Source organism: Pseudomonas sp. 21 (assembly GCF_000955805.1).
Lineage (GTDB): Bacteria > Pseudomonadota > Gammaproteobacteria > Pseudomonadales > Pseudomonadaceae > Pseudomonas.
Map to the genome: position 1 here is coordinate 140767 of NZ_JYOA01000001.1, position 19492 is coordinate 160258.

17 protein-coding genes are annotated in these 19492 nt (G+C 66.5%); 11 read left to right on the plus strand and 6 right to left on the minus strand.

Annotated elements, in window-relative coordinates; genetic code table 11:
- Positions 1 to 31 precede the first annotated feature (31 nt).
- The 6 genes from UB43_RS00620 (at position 32) to UB43_RS00645 (ending at position 6742) form a co-directional block, all read left to right on the plus strand.
- The gene (locus tag UB43_RS00620; protein ID WP_045207393.1) at positions 32 to 1264 is read left to right on the plus strand and encodes a 3-methyl-2-oxobutanoate dehydrogenase (2-methylpropanoyl-transferring) subunit alpha; all 1233 of its coding nucleotides are present in this window, start codon (positions 32 to 34) and stop codon (positions 1262 to 1264) included.
- The gene (locus tag UB43_RS00625; RefSeq protein WP_017518320.1) at positions 1261 to 2313 is read left to right on the plus strand and encodes an alpha-ketoacid dehydrogenase subunit beta; all 1053 of its coding nucleotides are present in this window, start codon (positions 1261 to 1263) and stop codon (positions 2311 to 2313) included. Before UB43_RS00620 ends, UB43_RS00625 begins: the two co-directional genes overlap by 4 nt.
- On the plus strand, positions 2314 to 3597 hold the full coding sequence (locus UB43_RS00630; RefSeq protein ID WP_045207405.1) for a dihydrolipoamide acetyltransferase family protein: 1284 nt from the start codon (positions 2314 to 2316) through the stop codon (positions 3595 to 3597).
- Positions 3597 to 5021: a dihydrolipoyl dehydrogenase gene (gene lpdA / locus UB43_RS00635; protein ID WP_045207407.1), complete on the plus strand. Its 1425-nt coding sequence runs from the start codon at positions 3597 to 3599 to the stop codon at positions 5019 to 5021. The genes UB43_RS00630 and lpdA overlap by 1 nt, the downstream gene beginning before the upstream one ends.
- A 426-nt stretch (positions 5022 to 5447) precedes the next feature.
- Complete coding sequence (gene aroQ, locus UB43_RS00640) at positions 5448 to 5888, plus strand: type II 3-dehydroquinate dehydratase (protein ID WP_045207409.1); 441 nt, start codon at positions 5448 to 5450, stop codon at positions 5886 to 5888.
- Between the two features lie 5 nt (positions 5889 to 5893).
- A complete protein-coding gene (locus tag UB43_RS00645) occupies positions 5894 to 6742 on the plus strand; it encodes a shikimate dehydrogenase (protein WP_045207410.1) in 849 nt (282 codons plus the stop codon).
- A gap of 136 nt (positions 6743 to 6878) precedes the next feature.
- Here UB43_RS00645 and UB43_RS00650 read toward each other — a convergent pair whose 3' ends face one another.
- Together UB43_RS00650 and quiC are read right to left on the minus strand one after the other, a co-directional pair.
- Positions 6879 to 7544 (minus strand): TetR/AcrR family transcriptional regulator, encoded by a 666-nt coding sequence (locus tag UB43_RS00650; RefSeq protein WP_045207412.1) that lies wholly within the window; start codon positions 7542 to 7544, stop codon positions 6879 to 6881.
- A 98-nt stretch (positions 7545 to 7642) separates the two neighbouring features.
- A complete protein-coding gene (quiC, locus tag UB43_RS00655; RefSeq protein WP_045207415.1) occupies positions 7643 to 9553 on the minus strand; it encodes a 3-dehydroshikimate dehydratase QuiC in 1911 nt (636 codons plus the stop codon).
- Between the two features lie 535 nt (positions 9554 to 10088).
- Here quiC and UB43_RS00665 point away from each other — a divergent pair.
- Positions 10089 to 11423: an MFS transporter gene (locus UB43_RS00665; RefSeq protein ID WP_045208814.1), complete on the plus strand. Its 1335-nt coding sequence runs from the start codon at positions 10089 to 10091 to the stop codon at positions 11421 to 11423.
- 120 nt (positions 11424 to 11543) lie between these two features.
- Here the strand turns inward: UB43_RS00665 and UB43_RS00670 are convergent, their stop codons facing one another.
- The 3 genes from UB43_RS00670 to UB43_RS00680 form a co-directional block, all read right to left on the minus strand.
- On the minus strand, positions 11544 to 11963 hold the full coding sequence (locus UB43_RS00670) for a cupin domain-containing protein (RefSeq protein ID WP_045207418.1): 420 nt from the start codon (positions 11961 to 11963) through the stop codon (positions 11544 to 11546).
- Between the two features lie 259 nt (positions 11964 to 12222).
- Positions 12223 to 13104: a Dyp-type peroxidase gene (locus tag UB43_RS00675; protein ID WP_045207421.1), complete on the minus strand. Its 882-nt coding sequence runs from the start codon at positions 13102 to 13104 to the stop codon at positions 12223 to 12225.
- Positions 13105 to 13171: 67 nt separating this feature from the next.
- Positions 13172 to 13780, minus strand: a complete 609-nt coding sequence (locus UB43_RS00680; protein WP_045207423.1) for a DedA family protein — start codon at positions 13778 to 13780, stop codon at positions 13172 to 13174.
- A gap of 383 nt (positions 13781 to 14163) precedes the next feature.
- Here UB43_RS00680 and UB43_RS00685 point away from each other — a divergent pair, with 383 nt between their 5' ends.
- Positions 14164 to 15615, plus strand: a complete 1452-nt coding sequence (locus UB43_RS00685; protein WP_045207425.1) for a sodium:solute symporter family protein — start codon at positions 14164 to 14166, stop codon at positions 15613 to 15615.
- A 173-nt stretch (positions 15616 to 15788) separates the two neighbouring features.
- Here UB43_RS00685 and UB43_RS00690 read toward each other — a convergent pair whose 3' ends face one another.
- Positions 15789 to 16154, minus strand: coding sequence for a GFA family protein (locus tag UB43_RS00690; RefSeq protein ID WP_045207427.1), 366 nt, complete (start codon positions 16152 to 16154; stop codon positions 15789 to 15791).
- 154 nt (positions 16155 to 16308) lie between these two features.
- Between UB43_RS00690 and UB43_RS00695 the strand changes: the two genes are divergently transcribed.
- The 3 genes from UB43_RS00695 (at position 16309) to UB43_RS00705 (ending at position 19417) form a co-directional block, all read left to right on the plus strand.
- Positions 16309 to 17508: an MFS transporter gene (locus UB43_RS00695; RefSeq protein ID WP_045207429.1), complete on the plus strand. Its 1200-nt coding sequence runs from the start codon at positions 16309 to 16311 to the stop codon at positions 17506 to 17508.
- Positions 17509 to 17529: 21 nt separating this feature from the next.
- Positions 17530 to 18333, plus strand: a complete 804-nt coding sequence (gene dkgB / locus UB43_RS00700; protein ID WP_045207432.1) for a 2,5-didehydrogluconate reductase DkgB — start codon at positions 17530 to 17532, stop codon at positions 18331 to 18333.
- A 76-nt stretch (positions 18334 to 18409) separates the two neighbouring features.
- Positions 18410 to 19417 carry a zinc-binding dehydrogenase gene (locus UB43_RS00705; RefSeq protein ID WP_045207433.1) on the plus strand — a complete coding sequence of 336 codons (1008 nt, stop codon included), beginning with the start codon at positions 18410 to 18412 and terminating at the stop codon, positions 19415 to 19417.
- The last annotated feature ends 75 nt before the right edge of the window (positions 19418 to 19492 follow it).

Sequence of the window (19492 nt, forward strand, 5' to 3'; positions counted from 1 at the left end):
CACACCCCACGATCACAACTGGAGACCCGCCATGACCGACTACGCCCCACTCCGCCTGCACGTCCCTGAACCCACCGGACGCCCGGGCTGCAAGACCGACTTCTCCTACCTGCACCTGTCGCCCGCCGGCGAAGTGCGCAAGCCCGCCATCGACGTCGAACCGGCGCAGACCACTGACCTTGCGTTCAGCCTGGTACGCGTGCTCGATGAAGACGGCAACGCCGTCGGCCCCTGGGCCCCGGAGCTGAGCCACGAACAGCTGCTGCGCGGCATGCGCCTGATGCTCAAGACGCGCCTCTTCGACGCGCGCATGCTCACCGCCCAGCGCCAGAAGAAGATGTCCTTCTACATGCAGTGCCTGGGTGAAGAGGCCATCGCCACCGCCCACACCATGGCGTTGCGCGACGGCGACATGACCTTCCCGACCTACCGTCAGCAAGGCATCCTGATCACCCGCGACTACCCGCTCAAGGACATGATCTGCCAGCTGCTCTCCAACGAGCAGGACCCGCTCAAGGGTCGCCAGCTGCCGATCATGTACTCCAGCCGCGAGAAGGGCTTCTTCTCCATCTCCGGCAACCTCGCCACCCAGTTCATCCAGGCCGTCGGCTGGGGCATGGCCTCTGCGATCAAGGGCGACACCAAGATCTCGTCCGCCTGGATCGGCGACGGCGCCACCGCCGAATCCGACTTCCACACCGCCCTCACCTTCGCCCACGTCTACCGCGCGCCGGTGATCCTCAACGTGGTCAACAACCAGTGGGCGATCTCCACCTTCCAGGCCATCGCCGGCGGTGAAGGCACCACCTTCGCCAACCGTGGCGTGGGTTGCGGCATTGCTTCGCTGCGGGTGGACGGCAACGACTTCCTCGCGGTCTACGCCGCCTCGCAATGGGCCGCCGAGCGCGCCCGGCGTGGCCATGGCCCGAGCCTGATCGAATGGGTCACTTATCGCGCCGGCCCGCACTCCACCTCGGACGACCCGTCCAAGTACCGCCCCGCGGACGACTGGACCAACTTCCCCCTCGGCGACCCCATCGCCCGCCTGAAACAGCACCTGATCGGCCTCGGCATCTGGTCCGAGGAGCAGCAGGAAGCGCTGAAGAAGGAACTGGAAGCCGAAGTGATCGCCGCGCAGAAGGAAGCCGAACGCCACGGTTCGCTGGTGGACGGCCATGTGTTCAGCGCCGCCAACCTGTTCGACGACGTCTACAAGGACCTGCCGGAACACCTGCGCCGGCAGCGCCAGGAGCTTGGGGTATGAATGCCATGAACCCGCAACACGAGAACGCCCAGGCCGTCACCAGCATGACCATGATCCAGGCGCTGCGCTCGGCCATGGACGTGATGCTCGAGCGCGACGACAACGTCGTGGTGTTCGGCCAGGACGTCGGCTACTTCGGCGGCGTATTCCGCTGCACCGAGGGCCTGCAGAAGAAGTACGGCACTTCGCGGGTATTCGATGCGCCGATCTCCGAGAGCGGCATCATCGGCGCTGCCGTCGGCATGGGCGCCTATGGCCTGCGCCCGGTGGTGGAAATCCAGTTCGCCGACTACGTCTACCCGGCCACCGACCAGTTGGTCTCGGAAGCCGCACGCATCCGCTACCGTTCGGTGAACGACTTCACCGTGCCCATGGTGGTGCGCATGCCCTGCGGCGGCGGCATCTACGGCGGGCAGACACACAGCCAGAGCCCGGAGGCGATGTTCACCCAGGTCTGCGGCCTGCGCACCGTCATGCCGTCCAACCCGTACGACGCCAAGGGCCTGCTGATCGCCTGCATCGAGAACGACGACCCGGTGATCTTCCTCGAACCCAAGCGCCTGTATAACGGCCCGTTCGACGGCCACCACGACCGCCCGGTGACGCCCTGGTCCAAGCACCCGGCCAGCCAGGTGCCCGAGGGCTACTACAGCGTGCCGCTGGACAAGGCCGCCATCGCCCGCCCCGGCTCCGAGCTGACCGTGCTGACCTACGGCACCACCGTCTACGTGGCCCAGACCGCCGCCGAGGAAACCGGCATCGACGCCGAGATCATCGACCTGCGCAGCCTCTGGCCGCTGGACCTGGACACCATCGTCGAGTCGGTGAAGAAGACCGGCCGCTGCGTCATCGTCCACGAAGCCACCCGCACCTGCGGCTACGGCGCCGAGCTGATGTCGCTGGTGCAGGAGAACTGCTTCCACCACCTCGAAGCCCCGATTGCCCGCGTCACCGGTTGGGACACGCCCTACCCGCACGCCCAGGAATGGGACTACTTCCCCGGCCCCGCACGCGTCGGCGCGGCCTTCAAGCGCGCCATGGAGGTCTGAATGGGCACTCACGTCATCAAGATGCCGGACATCGGCGAAGGCATCGCCGAGGTCGAGCTGGTGGAGTGGCATGTCCAGGTCGGCGACGAGGTCCACGAGGACCAGCTGCTGGCGGAAGTCATGACCGACAAGGCCACCGTGGAAATCCCCTCGCCGGTGGCCGGCAAGATCCTCGCCCTGGGCGGCGTGCCCGGCCAGGTGATGGCCGTGGGCGGCGAACTGATCCGCCTGGAAGTCGAAGGCCACGGCAACCACAAGGAAGCCGCGCAGCCCAAGCCGCACGAAGAAACACCGGCCCAGCCGGCGGCCAAGCCTGAACCGGTCGCCGAGGCGCCCAGGCCGGCGCCCCGCGTCGAGAGCAAACCCGTCGCCCCGGCCGCGCGCCCTGCGCCCTCTCCGGCTCCGCGCCGCGCGCCGGGCGAGAAGCCGCTGGCTTCGCCGGCGGTGCGCCAGCGCGCCCGCGACCTGGGCGTGGAACTGCAGTTCGTCCAGGGCAGCGGCCCGGCCGGACGCATCCTCCGGGAAGACCTGGAGCACTTCCTCGAACATGGCGGCGCGACCATTGCCTCCGGCTACGCCGCGCGCCACGACGAGCACCAGATTCCGGTGATCGGCCTGCGCCGCAAGATCGCGCAGAAGATGGCCGAGGCCAAGCGGCGCATCCCGCACTTCAGCTACGTCGAGGAAATCGACGTCACCGACCTGGAAGCCCTGCGCGTCCACCTCAACGCCAAGCACAGCGCGGCGCGCGGCAAGCTGACCCTGCTGCCCTTCATCGCCCGCGCCATGGTCGTCGCCCTGCGCGACTTCCCGCAGCTCAATGCGCGCTATGACGACGATGCCGACGTGATCACCCGCTACGGCGCGGTGCACCTGGGTGTCGCCACCCAGAGTGACAACGGCCTGATGGTGCCGGTGCTGCGCAACGCCGAATCCCGCGACCTGTGGGGCAACTCCGCGGAAGTCGCGCGCCTCGCCGAAGCCGCTCGCCACGGCAAGGCCAGCCGCGAGGAACTGTCCGGCTCGACCATCACCCTGAGCAGCCTCGGCGCGCTCGGCGGGATCGTCAGCACGCCGGTGATCAACTACCCGGAAGTGGCCATCGTCGGCGTCAACCGCATGGTCGAGCGGCCGATGGTGATCAACGGGCAGATCATCGTGCGCAAGATGATGAACCTGTCCTCGTCCTTCGATCACCGGGTGGTCGACGGCATGGACGCGGCCGCCTTCATCCAGGCCGTGCGCGCCCTGCTCGAACATCCCGCCACCCTGTTCATCGACTGATGAGTGGAGCCAGAGACGTGAAACAGAACCAGACTCTCGAAACCACCCTGCTGGTGATCGGTGGCGGCCCCGGCGGCTACGTCGCAGCGATCCGCGCCGGCCAGCTGGGCATCCGCACCGTGCTGGTGGAAGGCGCCTCGCTGGGCGGCACCTGCCTGAACATCGGCTGCATCCCTTCCAAGGCGCTGATCCACGCCGCCGAGGAATACCTCAAGGCCCGCGAATTCGCCGGCAAGTCGCCGCTGGGCATCAGCGTGCAGGCGCCGAGCATCGACATCCAGCGCACCGTGGAATGGAAGGACGGCATCGTCGACCGCCTGACCACCGGCGTCGCCGCGCTGCTGAAGAAGCACGGCGTCACCGTGGTCAATGGCTGGGCCAGGATCGTCGACGGCAAGACCGTGGAAGTCGACCTCAGCGAAGGCGGCACCCAGCACATCCACACCGAACACCTGCTGCTGGCGGCCGGTTCGAAATCCGTCGAGCTGCCCTTCCTGCCGGTGGGCGGCAACGTCATTTCCTCCACCGAAGCCCTGGCGCCCAAGGCGTTGCCCAAGCGCCTGGCAGTGGTTGGCGGCGGCTATATCGGCCTGGAACTGGGCACCGCCTACCGCAAGCTGGGCGTCGAGGTCACGGTGGTGGAAGCGCAGCCGCGCATCCTGCCGACCTACGACGAGGAACTGACCAAGCCGGTGGCCAATGCCCTGCGCAAGCTCGGCATCGAGCTGTACCTGGGCCACAGCGTGATGGGCCTGGAGCCGGACGGCAAAGGCCTGCGCGTACAGGACGGTGCCGGTTCGCAGCGGGTGATCGAGACCGACCAGGTGCTGGTCGCCGTCGGCCGCCACCCCAACACCGCCGGCTGGAACCTCGACACTCTGCGCCTGGACATGAACGGCCGCGCCGTGCGCATCGACGAGCAATGCCGCACCTCCATGCGCGACGTCTGGGCCATCGGCGACATCGCCGGCGAGCCCATGCTGGCCCACCGCGCCATGGCCCAGGGCGAGATAGTCGCCGAGATCATCGCCGGCAAGCGCCGCGCCTTCACCCCCACGGCGATCCCGGCGGTGTGCTTCACCGATCCGGAAGTGGTGGTGGTCGGCCTGTCGCCCGAGCAGGCCCAGGCCGCTGGCTACGAGGTGCTGACGGCAAGCTTCCCGTTCGCCGCCAATGGCCGCGCCATGACCCTGGAGTCCAGCGATGGCTTCGTCCGCGTGGTGGCGCGCAAGGACAATCACCTGATCCTCGGCTGGCAAGCCGTCGGCAAGGCGGTCTCGGAGCTGTCCACGGCCTTCGTGCAGTCCCTGGAAATGGCCGCCTGCCTGGAAGATATCGCCGGCACCATCCACGCCCATCCGACCCTCGGCGAAGCGGTGCAGGAAGCTGCGTTGCGCGCGCTGGGGCATGCACTGCACATCTGAATCCAGCGTCACCCTCCCCTGACCCGCCACCTGGCGGGTCTTTTTTTGCCGGTCGCTATCGTGCAGCGCAGATCGCGGGCATGGCCCGCTCCTACAGATCCGAGGTGGTGTAGGAGCGGGCCATGCCCGCGAACGGCGGACAACGTCCGCCCCCGGAACCTGGTGTCACGACGAACCGTTCGCGGACGCAGTCCGCTCCTACCCATGGTCGATCACCGAACGGAATGTGGTTTTTCCGGGGCCTGCGGATAGGGCCGTAAATCCCAGGCAATCATCGATGTTGCCCGCACGTTAACCGCTCAAAACTTGTTGTTCGCGACAAATTCCGTTGATCCGTGCATGCATTGACCAAATTAACCATTTGGTACATTTTGCTCCTGCAGGCCTTTCCATCACGGCCATACAAGAACAACGGAGCCCCTTCTCATGCCTCACACCCTGCTCGTGCTCAACGGGCCGAACCTCAACCTGCTCGGTACCCGTGAGCCGGCCACCTACGGCCACGAAACCCTCGACGACATCGCCGCGCTCTGCCAGCGCACCGGTGCCGAGAACGGCCTGGAAATCGAATTCCGCCAGACCAACCACGAAGGCCAGTTGATCGACTGGATCCACCAGGCGCGCGGCCGCTGCGCCGGCATCCTGATCAACCCCGCCGCCTGGACGCACACCTCGGTGGCCATCCGCGACGCGCTCGCCGCCGTCGAGCTGCCGGTGATCGAAGTGCACCTGTCCAACGTGCACAAGCGGGAAGAATTCCGGCACCACTCGTTCGTCTCCGCCATCGCCGTGGGCGTGATTGCCGGGCTGGGCAGCGACGGTTACCGCGCCGGGATCCAGTACTTTGCCAAGCGGCTGCAGGAGTGAGCCCGATGAGCGAGCACCGCACCGTCCTGGCCGGCCTGATCGGCGCCGGCATCCAGGCTTCGCGCACCCCGGCGCTGCACGAACGCGAAGGCGACGCCCAGGGGTTTCGCTACCTCTACCGGTTGGTCGACCTGGACACCCTGGGCGTCGACTCGGCCGCCCTGCCCGATCTGCTCGCCGCCGCCGAGCGCATGGGCTACACCGGGCTGAACATCACCTTTCCGTGCAAGCAGGCGGTGATTCCGCTGCTGCACGAGCTGTCCGACGAGGCGCGCGGCATTGGCGCGGTGAATACCGTGGTGCTGCGCGACGGCAAGCGCATCGGCCACAACACCGACTGCCTGGGCTTTGCCGAAGGCTTCCGACGCAACCTCAGCGACGCACCGCGCGAGCGCGTGGTGCAACTGGGCGCTGGCGGCGCAGGCGCTGCGGTCGCCCATGCGCTGCTCAGCGAAGGCGTGGGACAACTGACGATCTTCGAGGTGGACGCAGCCCGCGCCCAGGCGCTTGCGGACAACCTCAACGCGCACTTTGGTGGCCAACGTGCGCGGGTCGGTCACGACCTGGCCAGCGCGGTCGCCGAGGCGGACGGACTGGTCAACACCACCCCCGTGGGCATGGCCAAGCTGCCCGGCGCGCCGCTGCCGCTGGAGTTGCTGCACCCGCGCCTATGGGTGGCGGAGATCATCTACTTCCCGCTGGAGACCGAGCTGCTCAGGCAGGCTCGCCGCCTCGGTTGCCGCACGCTGGATGGCGGCAACATGGCGGTGTTCCAGGCGGTGAAGGCGTTCGAGCTGTTCAGTGGTGTCGCCGCGAACGCCGAGCGAATGCTGGCGCATTTCGCTGGGATGTGACGCGCACCTGTAGGAGTGGGCCACGCCCGCGATCCGCCGGCAGGGCCGGCGACAGTGCGGCACGGATTCACCGGGTCGGCCGCCACCCGCCGGAAACAATCGCGGGCATGGCCCGCTCCTACATTTCCGGCTCGGTTCAGGGCTGCACGTACCGCAACACCGCCTCGACGATCATGTCCTTGTGCCGCGCCTTGATCGCCGGGTCTTCCAGCTCGACCTGGAACAGCGAGCCGACCGTGTGGCGGTTGGACACGCGATAGAAGCAGAACCCGCTGATCAGCATGTGCACGTCGATGGCCGGCAAGCCGGCGCGGAACGCGCCGCTGGCGGCGCCGCGCTGGAGGATGTCCTCGATGGTGCGCAGGATGTTGCTGTTCATCGAGCGGATCGCCTCCGAGCCGGAAGCGAACTGGCCGTAGTGGATGTTCTCGATGCTGACGATGCGCACGAAGTCGACGTTGCGGTCGTGGTGATCGAAGGTGAAATCCACCAGCCGGCGCATGGCCTCCAGCGGCTCCAGCTCGGCCAGGTGCAGCGTCTGCTCGGTGCCACGGATGTCACCGTAGAGCTTCTCCAGCACCGCCTGGTAGAGCTGCTCCTTGCTGCCGAAGTAGTAGTAGATCATCCGCTTCGAGGTATTCATGCGCTCGGCGATGGCATCCACCCGCGCGCCGGAAAGGCCCTGCTGGACGAACTCGACGATGGCCGCCTGGAGAATATCCTCGCGGGTCTTCTCCGGGTTGTTCTTGCGACCCCGGCGGGCGGTTTCGGCGGGAATCGGCTGGGTGGCGCTGTCGGTCATGGCTTTGCATCGTCGGGCAGACGCCAGGGACGCCTGCTGTGGTGAAGGGGTGCGCGGATTATGCGCGCCCCCGCGCCGTTCAGGCAAAGCGCCAAGACTCAGACCTTCGGCCGACGGGTCGTGCCGTTGCGCGCCTGGGCCATGGCCGCCAGGCGCACGGCAACGTTGGCTGCGCCGTATCCCGCATAGCCGCCACGGCGCTGGATGATCTCGAAGAAGAAGCGCTCCTCGAACGGCTCGGTGTAGACGTGGAACAGCTCGCCGCCGCTGGCGTCGCGGTCGTAAAGCACGTTGAAGTAGGCCAGCTCGCTGAGGAACTCGTCGTCGAAGTCGAAACGCGCGGCGAGGTCGTCGTAGTAGTTGAGTGGGATTTCCAGCAGCGGCACTCCGGCGTCCTTGGCCCGCGCCACCTCGGCGAAGATGTCTTCGCAGGCGAAGGCGATGTGGTGGACGCCGGAGCCGCGATAACTGGACAGCGCATGGGAGATCGCCGTGTTGCGGTTCTCCGAGATATTCAGCGGCAATCGCACGCTGCCGTTGGCGCTGCGCAGGGCACGGCTCTTCACCAGGCCGTAGGGATCGGGCAGCACCACTTCGTCGTCGGCCTCGAAGTCGAACAGGCCCTTGTAGAACAGCACCCAGCTGTCCAGCCCATCCGCCGGTAGCGCCATGGCCATGTGGTCGATGCGCTGCAGCTGGCCGCTGGCCTTGGCTTCAGGATCGAGGCGGAAGTCGACGTCATAGATGGTCTGCCCGGCAGCACGCTCCTCCACCAGGTAGATCAGACTGCCGTCCGGCGCGCGCACGGCGGGAATTTCGCGCTCGTTGGGGCCGACCAGCCCGCGATACGGCTGGCCCTTGTAGTCCTGCGCGCGCTCCAGCGCGCTGGCGGCATCGCGCACGCGCAACGCGGTGGCGCACAGCGACGGGCCGTGGGCCTCGAAGAAGCTGTGGCCGAAGGAATAGGGTTCGGCGTTGAGCACGATGTTGATATCGCCCTGGCGCAGCAGGCTCACCGCCTTGGAGCGGTGTTCGCCGGCGCGGGCGAAGCCCAGGCGCTCCAGCCAATTGCCCAGGCGTGCGCCAAGGGCTTCGTCGACGGCGAATTCGAGGAACTCCACACCCTCCAGTTGGCTGGCCGGGGGTGGCGCGAACAGGCAGTCCAGCTGTTCCTGCGGCATGCCTTCGCCGAGCAGGCGCTCGCGGGTTTTCTCTTCCAGGTACAGCAGCGAACGCAGGCCATCGGCGGCGTTGGCCCGCGGCGGTGCGGCGCGGAAGCCGTCGTTGAAGATTTCCAGCGACAGCGGCCCGCGATAGCCGCTCTTGAGGATCGGCCCGAGGAAGCCCGGCAGGTCGAATTCGCCCTGGCCGGGGAAGTTGCGGAAGTGGCGGCTCCACTCCAGTACGTCCATGGCCAGGATCGGCGCGTCGGCCATCTGCACGAAGAAGATCTTCTCCCCGGGAATCTGCGCGATGCCGGCCGGGTCGCCCTTCAGCGAGAGGGTGTGGAAGCTGTCGAGGATCACGCCCAGCGCCGGGTGGTTCACCTCGCGCACCAGGCCCCAGACCTGCTGCCAGGTGTTCACGTGGCGGCCCCAGGCCAGGGCTTCGTAGCCCACCCGCAAGCCTCGGGCGCCGGCACGTTCGGCGGCAAGGCCGAGGTCTTCCAGGAGGAATTCTCGCTCGCCCAGGGAGTCGGCGGCGACGTTGCTGCACATCAGCACCAGGTCGGTGCCCAGCTCCTGCATCAGGTCGAACTTGCGCTCCAGGCGGTCGAGGTTGCGCGGCAGGCGGTCGCGGCGGCAGCCCTCGAAATCGCGGAACGGCTGGAACAGGGTGATCGCCAGCCCCAGGTCGGCACACAGGCGGCGCACGTCGCGCGGGCTGCCGCCATGGTAGAGAAGATCGTTCTCGAAGATTTCCACGCCGTCGAAACCGGCGGCGGCGATGGCTTCGAGTTTGTCCGGCAGGGTTCCGCTCAAGGAAACGGTAGCGATCGAACGTTGCATCTCTGGACTCCTGCCGGGCGGTGTGAGGGGCTTGTTGGAATCGGTCTCCGGCTGAGTCTGATTATTCTGGCGGTCCGGGATGCCGGCAATTTAAAGTGTACTAACTGGTTAGTTTTGTGTTCGATTACCGAACCAAAGGCCGTTTATCGAATTGACGCTGTTCCGGCCGCTGCTCAAGATTTAGCCACGTCGACGCAATCCGGCTCGCCGGGGACCTGCCTCAATCCCCGCAACACCCACAGCCGCTGCGAGATGGCCTGCGTGTCATCCATAACAATTTCAAGAACGGGTAATTGCTCATGTACATCCCTCAACCTCGCCTCGCCGCCCCCATCCGTCATCCGCAAACCGTCCTGGCCCGCCTGATGCCAGGCCTGTGCAGCCTGCTCGGACGCCATCGCGCCCACTGATTTTCGCCAGCCACCGCACGTCTTCCCTCAGCCCACGCCGATCAGCGGTGGGCTACACGGAGCGCCTGCGGCACGACAATCATTCCCGAGGCTGCGCGTCAGCCCGATAACGGATGGCCCCGATCATGATCCATACGCAATCCGCTCCCCTTGCTGCGGTCGCTCCGCACGGTTCTTCCTTCTTCGGCAAGGTGCGTGGCGCCATGGCCGTCGGCAAGGTGCGCTGGGGCATGCTCGCCCTGGTGTTCTTCGCCACTACCCTGAATTACATCGACCGCGCCGCCCTGGGCGTGATGCAGCCGGTGCTCGCCGAGAAGATGGCCTGGACGGCCATGGACTACGCCAACATCAACTTCTGGTTCCAGGTCGGCTATGCCATCGGCTTCGTGCTGCAGGGCCGGCTGATCGACCGCATCGGCGTGAAGCGCGCATTCTTCTTCGCCGTGCTGCTGTGGAGCTTCGCCACCGGCGCCCACGGGCTGGCCAGCTCGGCGGCCGGCTTCATGGTCTGCCGCTTCATCCTCGGCCTGACCGAGGCCGCCAATTACCCGGCCTGCGTGAAAACCACGCGGCTGTGGTTCCCCGCTGGCGAGCGGGCCATGGCCACCGGCATCTTCAACGCCGGCACCAACGTCGGTGCCATGGTCACCCCCGCCCTGCTGCCGCTGATCCTTGCGGCCTGGGGCTGGCAGGCGGCTTTCCTGTGCATGAGCGCGCTGGGCTTCGTCTGGGTGGTGCTGTGGAGCCTGAAGTATTTCAACCCCGAAGAGCACCCGACGGTGAAGCAGAGCGAGCTGGACTACATCCAGGAAGCCGACGAGCCGCCCGCCGAGCGCGTGCCCTTCTCCACCATCCTGCGCATGCGTGGCACCTGGGCCTTCGCCCTGGCCTACTCGCTGACCGCGCCGGTGTTCTGGTTCTACCTCTACTGGCTGCCGCCCTTCCTCAACCAGCAGTACGGCCTGGGCATCAGCGTCACCCAGATGGGCATCCCGCTGATGCTGATCTGGCTGACCGCCGACTTCGGCAGCATCGGCGGCGGCATCCTCTCGTCCTGGCTGATCGGCCGCGGCATGAACTCCATCCATGCGCGCCTGCTGTCGATGTTCATCTGCGCCTGCGCCATCATCGGCGTGATCTTCGCCGCCAAGGCCAGCGGCCTGTGGATCGCCGTGGCCGCCATCGCCCTGGGCGTGGGCGCGCACCAGGCCTGGACGGCGAACATCTGGAGCCTGGTGATGGACTACACGCCCAAGCACCTGATGAGCACGGTGTTCGGCTTCGGCGGCATGTTCGCGGCGATTGGCGGCATGTTCATGACCCAGATCGTCGGCTACATCCTCACCGTCACCCACAACAACTACGCGATCCTCTTCACCATCATCCCCACCATGTACTTCCTCGCGCTGGCCTGGATGTTCTTCATGGCCCCGCGCAAGGTGCCCGGCGCGGCGGAGTGATGCTCAGCCTGCGCAGGGCACTCCAGCGGCGGATAACGCTGGCGCGTCATGCGCCCTACGAATTCCTGCCCGGACCCTAAAGCAGAACCCCGCCAATCGGCGGGGTTCTGCGTTTTGCGCTTACTGCTTCAGCGGCGTCAGCACCGGCGCGCCTTCGTCCAGCAGCATCCACACCAGCAATTTGGCTGGCTTCTTGTCGCTGGCATTGCGCGAGACCAGGTGCGGCGTATTCGGCGCCTCGTACCAGGACTGGCCGGCCCGGTAGGTCACCGGCTTCTGCCCTTCCAGCTGGGAGATCACCGCACCTTCGAGCACGTAGGCAAACACCGAGCCGCTGTGCACGTGGGCACCGGATGCCTGCCCCGGCTCGTAGGACACCGTGATCATCAGGCCCTTCTTGCCAGCGGCGTCGGGGAGTTTTTGTTCCTGCTGGACTTCGATCTTCTCGGGATTGGCCGCATCGCCATGGGCGAACACCGGCAGGCTCAGGGCCAGGCCGAGGCCGGCGAACAACAGTTTCAGGGTCGTGGATGCGTGCATGGCGAGTACCTCGGGCAGTGGGAACGTGGGGTTCACGCTACGCCTCGGGGTGCATCGGACCAACAGCCAATTCCGCGGAAGATCAGGGTGCCATTGGTAACCGCCGGGCCTCCTGTGCCACATCGGGTTCGCGGGCATGGCCCGCTCCTACAACAACACGTCGCTCCCCTGCAGGAGCGGGCCATGCCCGCGATCTGGCCGTGCAGCGGCCATAAAAAAGCCCCGCACGCTGGCGGGGCTTTCGAGGTGCGGCAAAGGATCAGCCGAGCAGCGCGCTCAAGTCCAGCAGCCCATCCTTGCGCGGCGGGCACCAGTAATAGCCACCGGTGAGCGGGCGGCTGAAGCGATACAACGCGTCGGTAATCCCGTCTTCCAGCCCGCTCATGCGACGCAGCTGGACTTCGAAGGCATCCAGGGTGCAGCCGAAGGCGAGGAACATCAGCCCGGCGTCCTGGCCCTGGGTCCAGGGCATGGAGCGGCGCACGATGAAGGCTTCCGGCTCGAAGCTCTCCTGGGCGGTGCGTTTGACGTGGGCGGACTCCGGCGCGTCGTCCAGCTCCTCGTTGTCGCTCAGGCGACGGCCCATGATGTCGTCACGTTCGTGCTGCGGCAGCGCCGCGAAGTCCTGCAACTGGTGACGCCACTGCTGGATCGCGGCGAAGCTGCCGCCGGCCAGGCCGGCGTCGCCCTCGACGATGGCAGCCGCAATGGCGTCATCGTCCTGCGGGTTCTCGGTGCCATCCTCGTAGCCGGTCAGGTCGTGGCCGCTGCCGTGGCGGAAGGCTTCGGTCAGGCTGCCCAGCTCCAGCGCCGGGGCCAGCAGGGCCTGGACTTCCTGGGTGCGCAGCAGCAATTCGCCGCGCTCGTCACCACGCAGCCAGACCCACAGCGCATGCGGGGTGGACGGGTTGTCGACGCCCACGCCGGAGATCGCCGGGAACTCGCGCAGCCCCTCGATACGGCGGCCCAGCGCACGCACCAGCGACTCGCCGAAGCCGACCACTGCACGCTCGCCATCGGCGAACTGCATCAGGCGATCCAGCGCGGCGGGCAGATCCTGCAGCGACTTCAGATCGAAGAACAGGTGGCGGGCGTGGGCGGGAACCGGGGTGGCGAGAATGCCGGGCTGGTAAAGGCTCATGACAGCGTCCTTGAACGAAAGAGCGGCGATTCTAATCGCCCCGCGCACGAATCCAAACCGCTCTGTATCAAGGACTTGGCGATCGGTTCGCGGATGTGTCGAGCTTGCGCTTGTGCCGATGCCGCCCGTAGCGCCACAACGCCAGGCCACCGAACACCAGCACCACCGCGACGAACATCGGCAGTCGGTAAGGCCGCAGGTTACCCAGCCACTGCTCCAGCAACTGACCGGCCCAGTACCCGGCACTGGCAAACAGCAGCGCCCAGCAGAAAGCGCCGAGCAGGTTGATCAGCAGGAAACGCAGCGGCCCTACCCGGCTCGCGCCGATCAGCAGTGGCCCGGCCAGCCGCATTCCGTAGAGAAAGCGCACCGCAAAGATCGACAGGTGCGGATAGCGCTCGATCAACCCGGTGACCCGCTCGATGGCCAGCCCGCGCCGTTGCAGCCAGGGCACGGCACGGTCGCCCGCGCGGCGGCCGCCCCAGAACAGCAACTGGTCGCCCAGCGTTCCCGCCAGCGTCGCCCAGACCACCACCGGCGTGAAGCCGAGCAGCCCCTGGTGCGCCGCGATGCCCGCCAACAGCAGCATCGACTCGCCCTCCAGCAGGCAACCGAGGAAAAGCACCGGATAGCCGTAGCTGGAAAGCAGTTGGGCGAGGTCGAGATGCTCGAACATGAAGGTCCTTCGAAATCGTGCCGTGCCAAGAGCCTAGCGGCTTGTGGAATGTTCTGCTTATCGAACATGCCCTGTAAAAAATAAACGACTAACTGGTCAGTCAGAATCGTTAGCAACCAATCAAATCAATCCTTTAACTACACCATTCGTCTTGAGATGTAATTTTTTTCGCTCATGCGCAACTCAAGTGTTTGACATATTTGACGGATTTGGCAGACTGCGGCCCGTTGTCGCAACTGGTTACGTTTTTCCGGCTCCCACTGCCTGGTGCACCGGATGACCTCGGCCGCGCAACCCAACAAAAACAACTTTGTCAGTCGTGGCCCACCTGCCCGAGCTTCGTCTCGGCAGCATGGTTCCCGGCGAGCCAACGGAACGAACAAATGCTGATCTGGTTTGTAGCGGTGTATCTGGTGATCACCGTAGCTGTCGGTTTCTACGCCACCACCCGCGTGCACAACTCCTCGGACTATGCCGCCGCTGGCCGGAGCATGTCCTTCCCCCTCGTCGTGACCATGGTGTTCGCCACCTGGTTCGGCTCCGAAGCCGTGCTGGGGATTCCCGCCACCTTCCTCGAAGAAGGCTTCGCCGGGATCATCGAAGACCCCTTCGGCTCCTTCGGCTGCCTGATGCTGGTCGGCGTGGTCTTCGCCCGCCCGCTGTACCGCCTCAACCTGCTCACCATCGGTGACTTCTTCCGCAAGCGCTTCGGCCAGCACGTGGAAATCTTCACCAGCCTGGTGATCATCATTTCCTACATGGGCTGGGTCGCCGCGCAGATCACTGCGCTGGGCGTGGTCTTCAGCGTGCTCTCCGACGGTGGCCTGACCACCACCCAGGGCATGATCATCGGCACCATCATCGTCCTGCTGCACACCCTGTTCGGCGGCATGTGGTCGGTGGCGCTGACCGACTTCCTGCAGATGATCATCATCGTCTGCGGCCTGTTCTACCTGGTCTGGCTGATCGGCGACATGGCCGGTGGCCCGGTCAACGTGATCAGCCACGCCGCCAGCGAAGGCAAGTTCACCTTCCTGCACGGCACCTCGGCCAAGGACATCGTCGCCTTCCTCGGCGCCGCGGTAACCATGATGTTCGGCTCGATCCCGCAGCAGGACGTGTATGCCCGCGTGATGTCGGCCAAGACCGAGAAGATCGCCCAGCGCGCCACCATGACCGGTGCCTGCTGCTACCTGGTCTTCTGCATGCTGCCGATCTTCCTGATCTACGCCGCCTCGATGATCGAGCCGGAGATGGTCAAGCACTGGCTGGCCGAAGACTCCCAGCAGATCCTGCCGCACCTGATCCTGGAACGTACCCCGCTGTTCGCCCAGATCATGTTCTTCGGCGCCCTGCTCTCGGCCATCATGTCCTCTGCCTCGGGCGCCCTGCTGGCTCCGTCGGTGACCCTGACCGAGAACATCGTCAAGCACTTCCTGCCCAACATGAACGACCGCCAGGCCCTGCTGGCCATGCGTTGCAGCGTACTGGCGATGACCGTCGCCACCTGCCTGTTCGCCCTGCTGTCCAACGCCAGCATCTACGAGATGGTCGGCAACGCCTACAAGGTGACCCTGGTCGCCGCCGTGGTGCCGCTGTTCTTCGGCCTGTTCTGGAAGCGCGCCACCACCCAGGGCGCCCTGACCGCCATCGCCTGCGGCCTGATCGGCTGGGTATCGCTGGAACTGGGCTACCAGGAAGGCGACTTCTGGCCGCCGCAACTGGTTGGCCTGATCTGCAGCGCCATCGGCATGGTCGTCGGGTCGCTGGCTCCGCAGTTCAGCGCACACCGTGGCGAGAGCGTGGCGGACATGGCCGCCGCTGCCGCCAACTGATCGCCACCTGGATAAAGAAGAAGCCCCGCCTTGTGCGGGGCTTTTTTGTGGGCGCGGCCCAGGATGGCCACAACGCGCCCCACGGATGAACACCCATGCGATGCCCCATCGTAGGAGCGAGCTTGCTCGCGAACAGCCCCGCTGCGAGGGCGGGTTCGCGAGCAAGCTCGCTCCTACACGCTCGGCCCGGCTACCGTGCTCATGCTCTTGCCGTCCACCCGCCGCGTCGGGATCGACTCGGGGTCGAGGCCGTCGATGCAGCTGGCATTCACGCTGAGCAGCGCCGGATTACTGCGGCGCTGGTGGTAGACATAGATGCCGCAAGTCCCGCAGAAATAATGCAGCGCGACGCCGCTGTTCCAGCGGTACAGGCGCAACGCCTGGTCGCCGCGGGTGAGGCGGAACTGGTCCTTTGGCACAGTCGCCATCAGGGCATTGCGCTTGCCGCACAGCGAACAATCACAGCGCACCAGTTCATCCAGGTCGGCTTCGAAGGCGAAGGCCACTGCACCGCAGTGGCAGCTACCGGTGTAGTGCATGGTCCCACTCCTCGGGTGACATGACCTCCAGCGTAGACCGTCGAACCATTCGTGACTTCTGCTCAACTATCCTTTGACGTTCACCGCGTTTTTCTCAAAGCCTGACTTCCGGACAATGCCTCCATCGCATCCCATTCGTCCGGAGCCCCCCACCATGCCACTCGCTCTCCTGGCGCTGACCCTGAGCGCCTTCGCCATCGGCACGACGGAGTTCGTCATCGTCGGCCTGATTCCCACCATCGCCACCGACCTGGGCGTCACCCTGCCCTCCGCCGGCCTGCTGGTCAGCCTCTACGCCCTGAGCGTCGCCATCGGCGCACCGCTGCTCACCGCCATGACCGGGCGCATCCCGCGCAAGGCGCTGCTGGTCGGCCTGATGGCGCTGTTCACCGTCGGCAACCTGGTGGCCTGGCGGGCGCCCAGCTACGAATCGCTGATCATTGCGCGGATCCTCACCGGCCTGGCCCACGGCGTGTTCTTCTCGGTCGGCTCGATCATCGCCACCAACCTGGTGAGCAAGGACAAGGCCGCCAGCGCCATCGCCACCATGTTCAGCGGCATGACCGTGGCCTTCGTCACCGGTATCCCGCTGGGCACCTTCATCGGCCAGCACCTGGGCTGGCGCGTGACCTTCCTGGTGGTCGCCGCCTTCGGCGTGGTCGCCCTGCTCGGCAGCCTGCTGTTCGTGCCGAAGAACATCCAGCACACGCCGCCGGCACCGCTGCTGCGCCAGGCCCGCGTGCTGCTGCAACCGCGCCTGCTGCTGGTCTATGCGATGACTGCGGTGGGCTACGGCGGCTCGCTGATCGCCTTCACCTTCCTCGCGCCGATCCTCCAGGACCTGGCCGGATTCAGCCCGAACATGGTCGGCGCCGTACTCCTGGCCTACGGTGTCTCGGTGGCCATCGGCAATATCTGGGGCGGCCGCCTGGCCGACAAGCGCGGCCCGGTCAGCGCCCTGAAAATCATCTTCGGCCTGCTGGCTTCGGTGCTGCTGGTGCTCACCTTCACCGCCGGCAACCCCTGGCTGGTGGTACTGACGGTGCTGGCCTGGGGCGCAGTGGCCTTCGGCAACGTCCCCGGTCTGCAGGTGTATGTCGTGCAACAGGCCGAGCGCGTGGCGCCGGACGCCGTGGACGTGGCCGCCGGCTTCAATATCGCCGCCTTCAACCTCGGCGTGGCCGGCGGTTCCTGGGCGGGCGGTCTAGTCGTCAGCCACCTGGGCCTGGGCCATACGCCCTGGATCGCCGCTGTCGTCACTCTCGCCGCCTTCGGCCTGACCGCCCTGAGCGGCCGTCTGGACCGGCGCAATTCCATGGAACCGAGCACCGTCGGCGCGGTTCCCACTCACTGATCGACCACAAGGAGTTCTTCCATGAGCGTTCCCGCCTTCGGCCTCGGCACCTTCCGCCTCAAGGGCCAGACCGTCATCGACTCGATCCGCACTGCGCTGGACCTGGGCTACCGTGCCATCGACACCGCACAGATCTACGGCAACGAAGCCGACGTCGGCGAGGCCATCGCCGGCGCCAGGGTCAAGCGTGACGAGCTGTACCTGACCACCAAGATCTGGACCGAGAACTACGCCGCCGACAAGCTGATCCCCAGCCTCAAGGACAGCCTGCACAAGCTGCGCACCGACCGTGTCGAGCTGACGCTGATCCACTGGCCGTCGCCCAAGGGCGAAGTCCCGGTCGCCGAGTTCATGGGCGCCCTGGCCGAAGCCAAGGCCCAGGGCCTGACCGGCGAGATCGGCGTGTCCAACTTCACCATCGCCCTGATGCGCGAAGCCATCGCCGCCGTCGGCGCCGGCCAGATCGCCACCAACCAGGTGGAACTGCACCCCTACCTGCAGAACCGCAAGGTGGTGGAATTCGCCCGGAGCCAGGGCATCCACATCACCTCCTACATGACCCTGGGCTACGGCAAGGTGCTCAGCGACGAGGTGATCATCGAGATCGCCAGGCGCCACGGCGTCACCCCGGCGCAGGTCACCCTGGCCTGGGCCATGCAGCTGGGCTACTCGGTGATCCCGTCGTCCACCAAGCGCGAGAACCTCGAAGGCAACCTGCGCGCCGTCGACCTGCGCCTGACCGACGCCGACATGGCCGCCATCGCCGCGCTGGAGCGCAACGAGCGCATCACCAGCCCGGAAAGCCTGGCCCCGGCCTGGGACTGATCCGTAGCCGATCGACAGCCGCCTCTCGGGGCGGCTTTCCTGTTTTCGAGGAGTTCTCATGAGTGCAAACGGCCCTATGACCGCAAACGACTACGCCGCCTGGACCTGGACGCCCGGCGCCAGCCTCGACGGCCTGTGCCTCGCCCGCCGGCCGGTGCCGGCGCCGGGCCCGGACGAAGTGCTGGTGGCCAACACCGCCATCGCACTGAACCCGGTGGACTGGAAGATGATCGACTGGGGCCGCGACGACTGGCAGCAAGGCCAGGTGCCCGGCGTGGATGGCGTCGGCATCGTCATCGCGGTGGGTAGCGGCGTGAACCTGCGTGCCGGCACCCGCGTCGCCTACCACCAGGCGCTGACCCGCGGCGGCAGCTTCGCCGAAGTCACCCTGCTGCGCGCCCGCGCCGTCTACCCGGTGCCCGATTCACTGGACGACGCCAGCGCCGCCAGCCTGCCCTGCCCCGGCCTGACCGCCTGGCAGGCGCTGGAGAAGCTACCGGCCTGCCACAACCGCGACGTGCTGGTGACCGGCGCCGGTGGTGCGGTCGGCTACCTGCTGGCGCAGCTCGCCCTGCAACGCGGCCTGCGCGTGTGGGTGACGGCCTCGGCGAAACACCGCGAGCACCTGCTGCAACTGGGCGTCGCCGGAGTCTTCGACTACCGCGACGGCCAGTGGACCCAGGCACTGCTCGAAGTCCTCGGCCCGCGCCGCCTGCACGGGATCTTCGACACCGTCAGCGGCAACCACGCCGCCAGCCTCGCCCCGCTGCTGGGCTACAACGGCCACCTGGTGTGCATCCAGGATCGCCAGGAAAACGCCCCGCTGCCCGCTTTCAGCACCGCCATCTCGCTGCACGAAGTGGCGCTCAACAGCATCCACGTCCACGGCGAAACCCTCGACTGGCAAGCGCTGCGCGCAGGCGCAGAGCACCTGATGCAGGGCGTCGCCAATGGCCAGCTGCAGGCGCCGGCAACACGGTTCTTCGACTTCGCCGAACTGCCCGAAGCACTGCGCCGCTTGAAGTCCGGCGAAGGCAGCGGTAAATGGATCAGTCTGCTGCCGGCGCCGATGGTCGTTGCCTGACCGGCGCCCGAGCGGCGGAATGATCATGCGTGGGAGCGGACTCCGTCCGCGATCGTTTCGCCACCACTCCGGCAA